This window comes from Edaphobacter sp. FHG110511_03 (assembly GCF_059115365.1).
The window spans coordinates 873,864-888,912 of record NZ_JBZYWL010000001.1; the positions used below are offsets into that span (position 1 = coordinate 873,864).

General features: G+C 60.2%; 12 protein-coding genes. 11 read left to right on the top strand and 1 reads right to left on the bottom strand.

The genetic code is table 11. The features are described 5' to 3' along the window. Positions 1-26: 26 nt before the first annotated feature. From AC5S26_RS03470 to AC5S26_RS03520, 11 genes are read left to right on the top strand one after another with little or no spacing between them, the layout of a single operon-like run. On the top strand, positions 27-3,221 hold the full coding sequence (locus tag AC5S26_RS03470; RefSeq protein WP_494183456.1) for a TAT-variant-translocated molybdopterin oxidoreductase: 3,195 nt from the start codon (positions 27-29) through the stop codon (positions 3,219-3,221). Next, complete coding sequence (gene nrfD / locus AC5S26_RS03475; RefSeq protein WP_494183457.1) at positions 3,222-4,652, top strand: NrfD/PsrC family molybdoenzyme membrane anchor subunit; 1,431 nt, start codon at positions 3,222-3,224, stop codon at positions 4,650-4,652. Next, complete coding sequence (locus tag AC5S26_RS03480; RefSeq protein WP_494183458.1) at positions 4,652-5,194, top strand: DUF3341 domain-containing protein; 543 nt, start codon at positions 4,652-4,654, stop codon at positions 5,192-5,194. Before nrfD ends, AC5S26_RS03480 begins: the two co-directional genes overlap by 1 nt. Positions 5,195-5,222: 28 nt before the next feature. Then, positions 5,223-5,969, top strand: a complete 747-nt coding sequence (locus tag AC5S26_RS03485) for a c-type cytochrome (protein WP_494183459.1) — start codon at positions 5,223-5,225, stop codon at positions 5,967-5,969. Between the two features lie 34 nt (positions 5,970-6,003). Then, the gene (locus AC5S26_RS03490; RefSeq protein WP_494183460.1) at positions 6,004-7,338 is read left to right on the top strand and encodes a hypothetical protein; all 1,335 of its coding nucleotides are present in this window, start codon (positions 6,004-6,006) and stop codon (positions 7,336-7,338) included. Then, positions 7,328-8,005, top strand: coding sequence for a hypothetical protein (locus tag AC5S26_RS03495; RefSeq protein ID WP_494183461.1), 678 nt, complete (start codon positions 7,328-7,330; stop codon positions 8,003-8,005). The genes AC5S26_RS03490 and AC5S26_RS03495 overlap by 11 nt, the downstream gene beginning before the upstream one ends. A gap of 36 nt (positions 8,006-8,041) precedes the next feature. Then, on the top strand, positions 8,042-8,986 hold the full coding sequence (locus tag AC5S26_RS03500; protein WP_494183462.1) for an SCO family protein: 945 nt from the start codon (positions 8,042-8,044) through the stop codon (positions 8,984-8,986). Between the two features lie 9 nt (positions 8,987-8,995). Further along, positions 8,996-10,039 (top strand): cytochrome c oxidase subunit II, encoded by a 1,044-nt coding sequence (gene coxB, locus AC5S26_RS03505; RefSeq protein ID WP_494183463.1) that lies wholly within the window; start codon positions 8,996-8,998, stop codon positions 10,037-10,039. Further along, on the top strand, positions 10,036-11,703 hold the full coding sequence (locus tag AC5S26_RS03510; RefSeq protein ID WP_494183464.1) for a cytochrome c oxidase subunit I: 1,668 nt from the start codon (positions 10,036-10,038) through the stop codon (positions 11,701-11,703). Before coxB ends, AC5S26_RS03510 begins: the two co-directional genes overlap by 4 nt. Then, on the top strand, positions 11,696-12,454 hold the full coding sequence (locus tag AC5S26_RS03515; RefSeq protein ID WP_494183465.1) for a cytochrome c oxidase subunit 3 family protein: 759 nt from the start codon (positions 11,696-11,698) through the stop codon (positions 12,452-12,454). Before AC5S26_RS03510 ends, AC5S26_RS03515 begins: the two co-directional genes overlap by 8 nt. Positions 12,455-12,475: 21 nt before the next feature. Next, a complete protein-coding gene (locus tag AC5S26_RS03520; RefSeq protein ID WP_494183466.1) occupies positions 12,476-12,814 on the top strand; it encodes a cytochrome C oxidase subunit IV family protein in 339 nt (112 codons plus the stop codon). Positions 12,815-12,933: 119 nt separating this feature from the next. Here AC5S26_RS03520 and AC5S26_RS03525 read toward each other — a convergent pair whose 3' ends face one another. Then, entirely contained in the window at positions 12,934-14,934 is a 2,001-nt protein-coding gene (locus tag AC5S26_RS03525; RefSeq protein WP_494184600.1) for a phospholipid carrier-dependent glycosyltransferase, read from the bottom strand. Positions 14,935-15,049 lie beyond the last annotated feature (115 nt).

The following is a 15,049-nucleotide window of genomic DNA, read 5'->3' on the forward strand; positions in this document are numbered from 1 at the left end:
CGACAGGGATTGGAACAGAAGAGACAATGGCTGATACCAGGTCACAGACACAGGCAGAAGCGCAGGTGGTGACACAGATTGCGCCGGCAAAGATGACCCTCGCCGAGGTCCGGGCGAAGCTCGATGGCAAGACCGGGCGACGCTACTGGAAAAACCTGGACGAGCTGGCCGAGACCCCCGCGTTCCACGAGTTGATGCGCGAGGAGTTTCCCCGGCAGGCAGGCGCGGGCGAGTGGGTGGATGCAGTCTCGCGACGCGGCTTTCTCAAGGTTATGGGAGCGTCCTTTGCCCTAGCCGGACTGGCTGGATGCACCAAGCAGCCAGATGAGCCCATCTATCCCTACGTGAAGCAGCCCGAGGACCTGATCCTGGGCAAGCCGATGTACTTTGCCACGGCCTATCCCTTCCCCACCGGGGCGATTCCGGTGCTGATCAAGTCAGACTCCTTCCGGCCCATCAAGGTAGACGGCAACCCCGAGCACCCGATGTCGAAAGGCAAATCGGATGCCATGACCCAGGCAACGCTGCTCGATCTGTACGATCCGGATCGCTCGCAGCATGTTCGGCTGCGTGGACAGGGTTCGAGCTACGGAGAGTTCCAGACGACTTTCCAGGATGCGGCGAGCAAGCTTACCGGCGGTCAGGGCCTCTACTTTCTGAGTGAGACCATCACTTCGCCCACCTTGGCGGCGCAGTGGAAGGCCGTTCAAGCGAAGTATCCCCAGGCGAAGCTGGTGCAGTGGGAGCCGGTGAGCCAGGACTCCTCAAGAGCCGCGTCGAAGGCGGCATTCGGGAGCTACGCCGACGCTCAGTACAAGCTTGAGAACGCGGATGTGATCGTCTCGCTCGACGCCGATTTCCTTGGCGGTATCGCTCACCCCGGCTTCCTTCCGATGGCCGCTGCTTATGCCGAGCGTCATCGCTACGAAGAAGGCAAGACGCTGAACCGGCTTTATGTTGTCGAGTCGATGCCGACGGTGACCGGCTTCAAGGCCGAACACCGGTTGGCTCTCAAGCCCAGCCAGATCGCCCAGTTTGCCGATGCGCTGGTCTACGGATCCGCTCCGCAGGGTCTGGATGCCGAGCAGCAGAAGTTCTTCACGGCGCTGCTGAGTGATCTTAAGAAGAACAATGGCAAGGCAGTAGTGATCCCCGGCGAACAGGCTCCGGCCTCGGTCCACGCGGCTGCCTATGCCATCAATACCCTGATCGGTGCGGTCGGTAAGACGGTCGTCTACACCGAGACCGTGAACCCGCTTCCGAGCGAGCAATTGGCCGACTTCAAGACGCTGATTGCCGACATGAATGCGGGCAAGGTTCAGTGGCTGGTGATGCTTGGTGTCAATCCGATCTATTCGGCTCCAGCAGACTTCAACTTTGCCGATGCGATGGCGAAGATCCCTGTCACGGTCCATCTGGGCACTCATCTCGACGAGACCGGATCCATCTCCACCTGGCACATCAACAAGTCGCACTATCTCGAGAGCTGGTCCGATGCCCGGGCCTACGATGGCACGCTCTCGATCATCCAGCCAATGATTGATCCGATGTACGGCGGCAAGAGCGCGCACGATGTCTTCCAGGCCTTGCTGGCCGATCCGGTGGCTTCTGCCTACGATGTCGTACTCGCGAACGCGAAAACCTATATCAAGGGAGACTTCGCAGTCGGCTGGCGCAAAGCGCTGCACGATGGCTGGGTCGAGGGCACGGCATTCACACCGAAGGCCGGCGTCCCCGCACGGGTCACGGCATTCCCGGCTCCGGCTTCCTCCGGCTCTGGCTACGAGATCTCCTTCCGCCCCGATCCCTCGCTCTACGATGGCCGCTTTGGAAACGTCGGCTGGCTACAGGAGCTCCCCAAGCAGGTCACGAATCTGAGCTGGGACAACGCCGCTCTGGTCAGCATGAAGACGATGGCCGACCTGAAGGCGGAAGAGACTGACCTGATCGAGCTTGAGTTGGGCGGCCGCAAGGTTACAGCTCCCATCCTGATGGTTCCCGGCCACCCTGACGAATTGATCACGGTCTACCTCGGCCTTGGCCGCGGTGTTGAGTCGGGTCGCGTCGGTTCCGGGGTCGGCTTCAACGCCTACACGCTGCGAACCGCGTCCGCGCCTTTGAGTGCATCGGGTGCTACGGCGAAGACGGTGGCCGGAAGCTACTACGCCCTCTGCGTGACCAAGGTTCACAGTACGGAGCATCGCGGCAAGTTCGCGCAGCATGATCTTGAGCGGCCGCAGTACGACACCGAAGGTACCTATTCGCTCGAAGGACACGAGGCGATGGAGCGGTCGATCATCCGCTACGCGACCGTGGAAGAGGCGGAAAAGAATCCTAAGTTCGCCGAAGAGGGCGCCAGCGGAACGCTGGTGAACAAGGTCGGGTACGGCCCGCAGGGCGAGAACCCTGTGCATGGCGATCCTGGCTGGAAGTCGCAGAAAGAAGTCAACCTCAGCATGTTCCCGGATGCCTGGGACTACAAGAAGACCGATCCGTCTTCCTTGAAGATCCAGAACGCGTGGGGCATGGAGATTGATCTGAACAGCTGCATCGGCTGCAATGCCTGCATCGTCAGCTGCTACGCCGAGAACAATATCCCGGTTGTCGGTCGCGAGCAGGTCAAGGTGGGCCGCAACATGCAATGGCTGCGTATCGATACCTACTTCGAGGGCGACCTGCATGCTCCCAAGGCGCACTTCCAGCCGATGGCCTGCCAGCACTGCGAAAACGCGGGCTGCGAGCAGGTCTGCCCGGTCGGCGCAACGGTGCACACGCCCGAAGGCCTCAATGTGATGGTCTACAACCGCTGCGTGGGCACAAGGTATTGCTCGAACAACTGCCCATACAAGGTTCGCCGCTTCAACTTCCTTCTGTACTCGGACTACGAGACCGAGAGCCTGAAGTTCATGCGCAACCCCGACGTCAGCGTGCGCTCGCGCGGCGTCATGGAGAAGTGCACCTACTGCGTGCAGCGCATCGAGTCCGCGAAGATTACGGCCGACAAGGAGAATCGTGCGATCCGCGATGGCGAGATTGTGACCGCATGCCAGCAGGCATGCCCGACCAACGCTATCGTCTTCGGCAATACCAACGATCCAGCGAGCAAGGTTGCGAAGCGCAAAGCCACGGAGCGCAACTATTCGGTGCTGGGTGACCTGAACTATCGTCCACGCACAACCTACACGGCTGGCGTCATCAACCCGAACTCGGAGCTGGCATAAATGGCGACCAAACAACCCATCCATGACCCGATGATCGATCCGCGGACCGGCGAGTACGCGGTCATCGCTCCGGGCCACAACTTCAAGTCGGTGACGCAGAAGATCGCTGGCTTGGTTTTGACCTCGAATACGCCGCTGGGCTGGTTCTTCGGCCTGATGGTGGCTGGCGGTGTGGCCTCGCTGGTTGTGGTCGCAGTGACCTGGCTGTTCCTAAAGGGCGTCGGCATCTGGGGCGTCACGATGCCCGGTGCCTGGGGCTTTGCGATCATCAACTTCGTCTGGTGGATCGGTATCGGCCACGCCGGAACGCTGATTTCGGCGATTCTGCTGCTGTTCAAGCAGACCTGGCGCAACTCGATCAACCGCTTCGCCGAGGCGATGACGATCTTCGCCGTCGTCTGCGCCGGCATGTTCCCGCTGATTCACGTCGGTCGTCCGTGGCTGGGATACTGGCTCTTCCCCTACCCGAACACGATGAACGTCTGGCCGCAGTTCCGCAGCCCTCTGGCATGGGACGTCTTCGCGGTTTCGACCTATGCGACGATCTCGGTGGTCTTCTGGTACATCGGCATGATCCCGGACTTCGGCACGCTGCGCGACCGCGCGACGCTGCCGCTCGCCCGCTACTTCTACGGCATGCTGTCGCTCGGCTGGCGCGGATCGACGCGCCACTGGATCCGCTATGAGACGGCATCACTTCTCCTGGCCGGTCTCTCTACGCCGCTGGTGCTCTCGGTACACACAGTCATCAGCTTCGACTTCGCGGTGGCGGCCCTCGCGGGATGGCACACGACCATCTTCCCGCCCTACTTCGTTGCCGGCGCCGTCTACTCCGGCTTCGCCATGGTGCTTACGCTGGCGATTCCGATCCGCAAGTTCTACCACATGGAAGACCTGGTCACCCTACGCCACCTGGACAACATGGCGAAGGTCATGTTGGCGACCGGCTCCATCGTGGCTTACGGGTACGGCATGGAAGTCTTCATGGCCTGGTACTCGGCCAGCCACTGGGAGTTCTTCATGATGTGGAACCGCATGTTCGGCCCAATGTGGTGGGGCTACTGGATCCTGATCCTGACGAACATCGCGATCCCGCTGACCACGCTCTGGTCACGCAAGCTGCGAGTGAATGTGGGCTACCTGTTCGTACTCTCGTTCATCGTCAATATCGGCATGTGGTTCGAGCGCTTCGTCATCGTCGTGACTTCGCTTTATCGCGAGTACCTGCCATCGAGCTGGGGAACGTACCGCGCGACCAAATGGGACTACATGCTCTTCATCGGAACATGGGGACTGTTTACCATGCTGTTCCTCCTGTTTGTGCGCTTCCTCCCGATGATCCCGATGTCCGAGATCCGGATGATGCTGCCGCAGACCAAAATCACACGCGGTGGCAAGACCGCTGAGACCACAAGCGAGGAGATGAGCTAATGCCGCGCAGAGAAGGAATCTACGGCCTGCTGGCGGAGTTCAACACTCCCGGCGAACTAGTGACAGCCACGGAAGAGGCGCGCCGCGCCGGCTATCGCCGCATGGAGTGCTACACACCCTACCCGGTCGAAGAGGCCGCCGAGGCTCTCGAGTTCCACAAGAACCGCGTTCCCCTGATCTGCCTGCTCGGCGGTCTGATGGGTGTGACCACGGCCTTCCTGATGCAGACCTGGATCGCGGTCTGGGCCTATCCGCTGAACATCGCGGGGCGTCCGCTGTTCTCGTGGCCGGCGTTCATTATTCCCGCCTACGAGTGGACGATTCTGTTCGCTGGACTTTCGGCTGGCTTCGGAATGATTGCGCTGAACGGCCTCCCGCAGCTCTATCATCCTTTGTTCAACGCGCCCAACTTCCGCAATGGCGCGACGACGGACAAGTTCTTCCTGTGCCTCGAGGCTGTCGATCCCCAGTTTTCTCCAGCTGGAACCAGGGCATTTCTCGAGCAGTTTCACGCGGTCTCCGTGGTGGAGGTGGACCATTAATACCCAGAGCACACCCGTGAGGCTGAAGATGTCTCTGGTAGCTACGATCGCGCTTGCGGCGACGGTCGGCTGCCGTCAGGACATGCACGACCAGCCCAAGTTCTTCCCCCAGCGCGGGACCACGTTGTACGCCGATGGCCGCTCCGCGCGTCCGCAGGCGGAAAACACCGTGGCCCGGGAACAGCTTCATCAGGACGCCTATTTCTATACCGGCATGGTCGATGGCAAGGAAGGCGACGGTCTTCCCTTCCCGGTTACTGCGCAGGTGCTCGAGCGCGGCCAGGAGCGTTACAACGTCTACTGCACCCCCTGCCATTCGCGTGTTGGAAACGGCGAAGGAATGATTGTGCAGCGCGGTTATGCCAAGGCCGGGGACTTCCACACGTCGAGGCTGGAGTCGGCCCCGCTCGGTCACTTCTTCCACGTAATCACCAATGGCTATGGCGCCATGCCGGATTACTCGGCACAGGTGGCACCCGCCGACCGCTGGGCTATCGCCGCCTACATCCGCGCACTTCAACTCAGCCAGAAGGCGACCCAGGCCGATGTTCCTTCCGGAGCCCATGTCGAGCCGCTGACGGATATCGCCGAGCGTGAAGGCATGCCCGCCTCCTTTATCAAGGAGTGGCATGTCCCAGCTACAGCGGTGACCGGAACGCCCAATGATCAACCCCTTGTGCTTCCCGCGCCGGGCGCGGACTCTGCAAAGCCGGTCCCAACCCAGCCCGCGGCCAAGCAACCCGCGACAACCCCTGGAGCAGCACCAAAGCAGTAATCTCGGAAGCTTCCGAATGAAGGCCTGAAAACGCATGTCACTTGGACACGAACATCACGGAGACGCAGGACACCACGACCACGGGCCGCGTGTGCTTCCTTCATCGCTTGCCGCCCCCGAGGAGGCCATCAAGGCCTGGCGGACACGTCTGCTGATCGTCGGCGGGGCTGCCGCACTGATCTCGCTGGCCTTCCTTCTGGTGAAGGGTGGTCCCGGCCATATTCTGCGCGCCTATCTGATGGGCTTTATGGTCTCGTTCGGCTTTGCCGGCGGCGGGCTGGCGATGCTGATGCTGCAGTACGTCTCGGGCGGTAAGTGGGGACTGCTTCTGCGCCGTCCGCTGGAAGCAGCGTCTCGCACCCTATGGCTGGTCGCCGCCATGGTGATCCCGGTCCTCTTTTTCATGAAGCACCTTTATCAGTGGGCGGCTTATCCGAACGCGCAGGCGACCGCTGCAGCCTATGCCAAAGGGTTGATGACCCAGGAGCAGATGCTCACGGCCGATGCCAAGCACGCCATGCTGAGCCCGTCCGCCGCCATCGTGCAGACGGTGATCGTCTTCGGCATCCTGCTGCTCATGACGACCTTGTTGAACCGCTGGTCCCTGCAGCGGGACGCCGATCCCAATGCCGGATCGCAGGCCAGCTTCGACTTCTGGCGCATCAAGTTCGAGAACCTCTCCGGAATCGGGATCCTGATCTACGTCATCCTGATGACTGACCTCGCGATCCTTCTTATCAAGTCTCTCGACGTAACCTGGTACTCGTCGATCTACGGGCTCCAGTTCCTGGTCGGCCAGGGCTATCAGACGCTTGCGCTCGGCATCCTGATCGTGATCCTGCTCTCGCGCTACCAGCCCATGAAGACGCTGTTGCGCGTCACCGAACAGCACGACCTAGGCAAATTCCTCTTTGCTTTCACGATGCTGAACATCTATCTCTGCTTCGCGGAGTTCCTGATCATCTGGTCGGGGAACGTTCCGGACGAGATTCCATGGTATCTGGCCCGCATCCATGGAGGATGGTGGACCATCTGCTCGCTCGATTTCATCTGCCACTGGCTGATTCCGTTTACCCTGCTGCTCTCGCGCGATCTGAAGCGGAATAAGTCGAAGATGATCTGGCTGACCAGCTTCATGATCTTTGCCCGCTGCCTGGATATGTTCTGGCTGATTGAGCCGAACTTCTCAGATGCTGCCGGCAATCTGCACCTGTCGGGAAACCTTGGAATTCTTGCCTACATCACGGTCCCGGTCGCTGTCCTGTCCATCTGGGGAGCCTACTACCTCACCGAACTGATGAAGCGTCCTCTGATGAACGTCAACGACCCGCACCTGGAAGAGATGCTGGAGCCCGAACATGCCCACTAACGAACACGATCCGAAAAAATCGGCCCTGCACGATCCCCATGCCCACACTCCGGAGGACCCGGGCTACGAGACGACCGACGTCAACGTCAACGGCGTCGTGGTCTTCCTCTCCGGCCTGGCGGGCTCGGTCTTCGTCTTCTTTATCTTCTGCTTCCTGATGGGCAAGGTCATCAACAGCGCTCTGCAGAAGTCGGATGGACCGCCGGACAAGTGGCATCAGCTGGCGGAGGGAAAATCCACTCCGGAAAAGCGTCAAAACCTGGCGAGCAATCCGGAGATGCAGCAGCGTGAGCTGCAACAGGTGACGGCCAGCTTTCCGGAGCCCCGCGTCAACCCCGACGACGATAGTCAGCAGACCGCGGACCTGCACGCAAGGGAAGACCTGATGCTGGACCACTACAGCAGCACTCCCGGCCAGCCGGGAATCCGCATCCCGATCGAGCGGGCCATGGAGCTCGTCGCGCAGCGTGGCCTTCCTGTGCACGCAAGCCCGGCAGGGACCGAGGTCAGGATGGCGGGAGATGCGGAGCCGCAGATCCAGGATCCTTTGACCGACGGCTTTGCGCGTACCGGTGTCGAGTTGGAGGAGATCGAGGCGCGTAAACAGAAGATGGACTTCGGCAGGGCCGAAGAGGCTGCCCACGCAGAGCTCAAGCCCGTCCGGTAATCGGCGATGGCAGGCGAGCAGCCTTAAAATAGAAGTATGAAGAACCCCGAGAGACGGACCAGGAACCAGGCAATGATGGAGCGGCACACAACACGGAGCGGATGGCAGGCAGCGGCGATGGCCGTGCTCGGCTGCGCGTTGCTGTGTTCCCCTCTTGTCGCCCAGGTCGCGAGCTACGGGGACAAACAGACCGGGGAAAACTCCGGCGACCAGCTGCCGCAGGTCCTTCAGAAGGTCGGCGTTACGCAGCGTCTGAACCAGCCGCTTCCGCTGGATGCCCAGTTCGTCGATGACACCGGCAAGACCGTTCGCCTGGGAGACTACTTCGGCAAACATCCCGCGATCCTTACGCTGGTCTACTACAACTGCCCGATGCTCTGCTCAGAAGAGCTGGACGGGCTGGCCGGCGCGCTTGAGATGGTGAAGCTGACTCCGGGCAAGGACTTCGACGTGGTCGTCATCTCGATCGATCCCAGTGAGACCCCCGAGATCGCGGCCAAGAAGAAGGCCTACTACGTAAAGCGCTACGGCAAGCCCGAAACCGCCTCCGGATGGCACTTCCTTACCGGACAGCGCCCGTCCATCGACCGCGTGACGGATGCGACCGGCTTCGGCTATGTTCGCGTGCCCGGACCGGACGGCAAGCTCACCCAGTTTGCGCACGCCAGCTCCATCGAGGTCGTAACCACGGAAGGGAAGCTCGCGCAGTATTACCTCGGGGTTGAGTACTCGCCCAAAGACATTTTGCTGGGGCTGGTCGAAGCCTCCGGCAACAAGATCGGCTCTCCGGTTGCGAACATTCTGACCTACTGCTATCACTACGATCCCCAGTCCAACAAACACTCGCTGATCATTGCACGGGTGGTGCAGCTGGGCGGTGTGGTAACAATGGCCGGCCTGGGTGGCTTCATGTTCCTGATGTTCCGCAGAGACCTGAAGATCGGACGCGACCACGATTTGACGAAGAAAGAGAATGGATAAAGGGTAACGATGCATATCAGTCCCGTACTGTGGCAGTTTCTGGTGAAGTGGCTCACGAACTCAGCGCTCTTTCCGCGCGAGGCGTCGACGATTGCGCCTTATGCCGACGCGCTCTACTTCTTTCTTCTGCTGATCACCATCGTCGGACTGGTGCTGGTGGGCGCGCTGGTCTTTGGCTTCTCGGTCCGCTATCGCAAGGAGCGCAATCCCGTTGCTACCCAGGTAGAGGGCTCAACACTGCTTGAGGCCACCTGGACCATCATTCCTCTGGCGCTGTTCCTCGTGGTCTTCGTCTGGGGCGCGTTGCTCTACTTCCGTATCTACAACCCTCCCACCAACGCGATGAACATCTACGTGGTCGGCAAGCAGTGGATGTGGAAGGCTGAGCACCCCGGCGGGCAGCACGAGATCAACAGCCTGCATGTTCCCACCGGCCAGCCCATTCAGCTGACGATGATCTCGCAGGACGTGTTCCATAGCTTCTCGATTCCTGACTTTCGCGTGAAGCGTGAAGTCATCCCGGGCCGCTACTCGACCGTCTGGTTCGAAGCCACCACGCCGGGGACCTATCACATCTTCTGCACCCAGTACTGCGGCACCAAGCACTCAGGCATGATCGGTGAGGTCACCGTGCTGACCCCCGAGGATTACAAGAAGTGGACCGAGGGCTCGACCAGCGGAATGTCGCTGGCGCAGAACGGCGAACGCCTCTTCGCCAGCATGGGCTGCAACGCCTGCCACAGCGGCAACGCGGCAGCGCGTGGTCCGAGCTTGGCCGGTGTCTATGGCTCGAAGCTGCGGATGGCCAATGGATCTGAGGTTCTGGTCAACGAAGCCTTTCTCCGAGACGCGATCCTGAATCCTTCGCAGCACGCGATGGCGGGATATGCGCCCATCATGCCCACCTACCAGGGGCAGATCAGCGAAGAGGGCCTGATCGATCTGGTGGAGTACCTGAAGGCCCTCAAGACGAACTACCGTGTGCAGCAGACGCTGACCACGTCTGAGTCCAACCAAGCGGCGCCGATGACGCCAGAGGTGGTGAAGCCATGAGTACCAGTACCATCGTCAACCTTCCGGATCAGAGGACGGCGACCATTCCGAAGAAGAACTACATTAATGCGGAAGATGGTCTTCTCAGCTGGCTGCTTACAGGCGACCACAAGCGTATCGCCATGCTGTATCTCGTCTCGATCACGTTTTTCTTCTTCATCGGCGGAGCCTTCGCCGCGCTCATTCGCCTGGAGCTGCTGACGCCCCAGCCGGATCTGGTGGCCTCGGATACCTACAACAAGCTCTTCTCGATGCACGGCATCATCATGGTGTTCCTCTTCCTGGTGCCCTCGGTTCCGGCGACCATAGGGAACTTCCTGATCCCGATCATGATCGGGGCCAAGGATCTGGCCTTCCCGAAGGTCAACCTATTGAGCTGGTATCTCTACATGGTGGGCGGAATCTTCACCCTCGCAGCCCTGGTGCTCGGTGGCGTCGATACCGGATGGACCTTCACCACTCCGCTCTCGACCCACTACCTGAACACGCACGTAGTCACAGCCGGTCTCGGTGTCTTCATCATTGGTTTCTCGTCCATCTTCACTGGCCTGAACTTCATCGTGACCATCCACCGGATGCGCGCTCCGGGGATGACCTGGTTCCGCATGCCGCTGTTCGTCTGGTCCAACTATGCGGCTTCCATTCTGATGGTGCTCGGAACTCCGGTTCTGGCAATCACCCTGGTCCTGGTGGTGCTTGAGCGCACGATTCACATCGGAGTCTTCGATCCGAAACTCGGCGGCGATCCGCTGCTCTTCCAGCATCTCTTCTGGTTCTATTCCCACCCGGCCGTCTACATCATGATTCTCCCGGGCATGGGCGTCATCTCGGAGGTCATCTCGACCTTCAGCCGCAAGCGCGTCTTCGGCTACACGGCGGTCGCCTTCTCCTCGGTTGCCATCGCGGTCTTCGGCTTCTTCGTCTGGGAGCACCACATGTTCATCATGGGTGTCTCCAACTACTCGGCGCTGGTTTTCTCGCTGCTGACGATGCTCGTGGCGGTTCCTTCGGCAATCAAGGTCTTCAACTGGGCCTTCACCCTCCAGAAGGGGTCGATCACCTTTGAGACTCCGATGCTCTACGCCTTTGCGTTCATCGGACTGTTCACCATCGGCGGCCTGACGGGAGTCTTCCTTGCCGCCCTCGGCATGGACATCCATCTCACCGAAACCTACTTCATCGTCGCGCACTTCCACTACGTCATGGTGGGCGGTATGTTGATGGCCTTCCTCTCCGGTATCCATTTCTGGTGGCCGAAGATGACGGGCCGCATGTACCCGGAGTCGCTCTCCAAGCTCTCCGCGGTGACCAGCTTTATCGGCTTCAACCTGACCTTCATGCCGCAGTTCATCCTGGGATACCTCGGCATGCCGCGCCGGTATCACGCTTATCCGGCGGAGTATCAGGTGCTCAACGTGCTCTCGACCGCCGGGGCGACCGTGCTTGGCATCGGCTTCCTGCTGCCCTTGATCTACCTGGCCTGGTCGCTGAAGTATGGCGCCATCGCGGGCAACAATCCCTGGCAGGCAACCGGTCTTGAGTGGCAGATCCAGTCGCCGCCGCTGACGGAGAACTTCATCGAGACGCCGGTCATCGACTATGAAGCCTATGACTATGAGTGGCTCGCCCACAAGACCGAACAAGAGGTGACGACCGTTGGATAACGCGATCGCAGTAGCACACGACACCCACGCAGAAGAGCACCACGTCTCCCTGCCGCAGCACCGTCACCACTTCGAGACGGAAGAGCAGCAGCGCGAGGCCGGGACCTTCGGCATGTGGCTCTTCCTCCTCACCGAAATCATGTTCTTCGGCGGGCTGTTCTTCGCCTACCTGCTCTATCGCAACTGGTACAACCCCGCCTTCGTGGCGGCGTCGAACCAGCTAAGCATTCCGCTTGGAACCGTGAATACGGGCGTCCTGATCACCTCGGGATTCTTCATGGCGCTGGGCGTCTGGGCAGCGGAGGTTCGCAAGAAGGGCCTGCTGGTCATCTTCCTCATTCTGACCATTGTCTCCGGCTGCGTCTTCCTCGGTGTGAAGTACTTTGAGTACAAGGAGAAGTGGGAGAAGCACCACATCCCGGGAGCCAGCTTCGATATCTCGGAGTTCGTGAATCCCCCGCTGAATCCGAAGACCGGGAAGCCGTCCGAACAGCCGTTATCTCCAGACATGGCTCAGAAGACCCAGGTCTTCTTCTCGCTGTACTTCGCCATGACCGGCATGCACGCCCTACATATGATCATTGGGATCGTGCTGCTGTTCTGGCTGACCGCAAGGGCCCAGCGAGGAGACTTTACGGCAGGATATGTCGCTCCCATCGAGAACTTCGCCTTGTATTGGCATTTCGTCGATATTGTGTGGATCTTTCTCTTCCCACTGCTCTATCTGATTAACCGTCATCCCGGCTCGTAGCCGCGCCATAAGGAGAAGATCATGTCGTCTCAACATCATGACCCGGCCAACATAACCAATCCGGAACACGCTGAACACCATGTTGTTCAGCCGGGAACCTACATCGCGGTCTACATCACGCTGCTGGTCTTTACCGGTATCACGGTAGCAGCGGCCTTCGTCGACCTTCATATCTTCAATCCGATCATCGCGGTCGCGATCGCCTGCATCAAGGCAGTCATCGTCATCCTGTTCTTCATGCATGTCATCTTTCAGTCCAAGCTGATCAAGATGACCGTCGCAGCCGGATTCTTTACCTTCCTGATCCTCATCACCATGACGCTGAGCGACTACATGAGCCGCGCCTGGGGTCTCTGGTAGGAACCAAGTTGTTTCAAACGATAAAGCGGCCTTCGGGCCGCATTTTTTTTTGGCGGATGCCTCTCTCAATTCAGGAGTAGGACAACCTGCTCGGAATCTGCATCGCCTCAGAAGCAGGATCAATTCGGACGATTGCTGAGGATCTCTTTTCCTCCGCTCTGCATCAGCAGATAGCTTCTCCCGTGAAGCTTCGGAAGCGGCTGGGTCACGTCCTGCCATAGGAAGACGCGGCGAGTGCCGGTCCATTCCAGGGCCAGCGAAGAGGGGCTCTCGAAGATTGCCGGGGCGTCCGGAAAAAAACTTCCATACCAGAGGTTGGAGCTCCGCCCCTCAAAGATATGCAGGTCATCCCGCTTCAGGTAGAACCCAAGCGTGCTGCCTGCTTCATACTCGCCGTGGATTACGAGAATGTCATTGGGTTTGAGGACGGGGGCGATCACATCGGCGAGCTGTTTCGAGGTCAGGACCGGCGAGAAGATCTGCAGGCCGAGGTGAGCCGCCAAAAGGAACCCGAAGGCTCCGCCGGCGAGCCACAGGTTCGCGGCGTGCGGCCGGTAAGCGCGTCGCAGCAGGCAGCTCGCGAGGGTTCCTGCAAACAACGAGAATGCGGTCAGGGCAAGCGGCTGGCGAAAGGCTCCCATCGCCTTCGCGTTCAGATCGAGGAAGTGGCCGAAGGAGAGAGCATACTCCCCGGGGTTCTGTTGCAGCAGGCTGGCCAGGTCGGCATTGGGATCGGCTGGCTGAGTGTGCACGATGAAGAAGAGTGCGGCGAAGGCGGCGAGCGAGCCGAGGAGGAGCAAGACCACCGCAATGCGTTGTCCTGCGCTGGCGAAGCGGTTGGGTACCGTGAACGCTTCGGCCTCCTCGGTCTCACGGGAGAGCCATATCGCAATCAGCACGATCAGCGCCGGAAGCGCAGGAAGAACGTAGTACTCCTGTCGCGTTGAAAACGAGAAGAAGAGCATCGGGACCGCGGCCCAGATGCCGAGCAGCAGCATGGCGCTCTCGGTCGGCGAAAGGTATACGCTCTGCTCCTCGGGATTCAATCGCCGTTGCAGCCATCTCCAGCGTGCGAAGAGCGGAGAGGCAGCGAGTGCGGCGCGAGCCTCGATCTGCGCTACGGCATGGAAGACGAACGCGCTCCACGGCATCAGCCAGATGAGAAGCAGTCCCCAGAAGAGGAGGAGCGGCACGGTATCGTAGTCGCGGGGAACGCGAAGGTTCAGGTAGCGCAGCAGGTGCTCGTTGACGAAATAGAACCAGGTCCAACCGTGGACGTTTCCGTCGGTCGGCTGCGGCACGATCCAGTGGCCGTTGGCGAAGTGGATGCTTCCTGGATGTCCCTGGGCCGGGTTGTCCAGGCCGATGAAGATGTGCCAGGGTGCGGCGACGACGAGGAAGACGAGAAGGCTGGCGAATGGGTGAAGCTGGCTCAGCCGTGACATGGTTCCACGAAAACCGCGCGTGAGGAGGAGATGCAACAGCACGATCCCGATGGGGAAGACGATGCCGATCAATCCCTTGGTTAGAACGTTCAAGGCACAGCAGACGGCGAAGCCAAAGCAGGGCAGACTGCCTGGCTGTGATTGCTGCTCGGTGATCCAGTAGCAGAAGATCGCCAGCGTCAGCCAGAGGCAGACCATCGCGTCGGGAATGGTGATGCGGGTAAAGATGAAGATCCCGAAGCTCGAAAGCAGGATCAACCCGGCGTAGAGGCCGGCTCTCGCGGCGAATCTGTCTGTCTCCGAGGCATGGTCGGCCTGCTCGAGCGCTTGTGCATCGTTCGCAGCGGTATCTTCTCCTTTGCGGAACGCTCGTCGAGCAAATGCTTCGACGGCAAAGGCGAGCGCGAGGACGGTCAGGGCGAGAGGAAAACGTGCGGCGGCGGTGCTGACGCCGAACGCTTTGAAGCTGGTCGCCATCGACCAGTAGAGCAGGGGCGCCTTCTCAAGGTAGCGAATCCCGTTGGCGTAGAGCGTCGTCCAGTCGTGGCGGACGAGCATCTCGCGCGCGACCTCGGCGTGGACCGAATCCGCGTCGTCGAGCAGTGGCGGCGCAAGCAACTGGAAGCTGGAGTAGAAGAAAAACCACAGCAGCAGGAGGACGAGCCGGTTGCGCATCGCGGGTTGCTGCAGGAGGTTAGGCACGTGTCCAGTTTATTGGGACTGCGATCCGTTTTCGCCGCCTACGGGTGAAAATCAGATCCGATCCGCTGGTAAATGACCGTCCTCTATG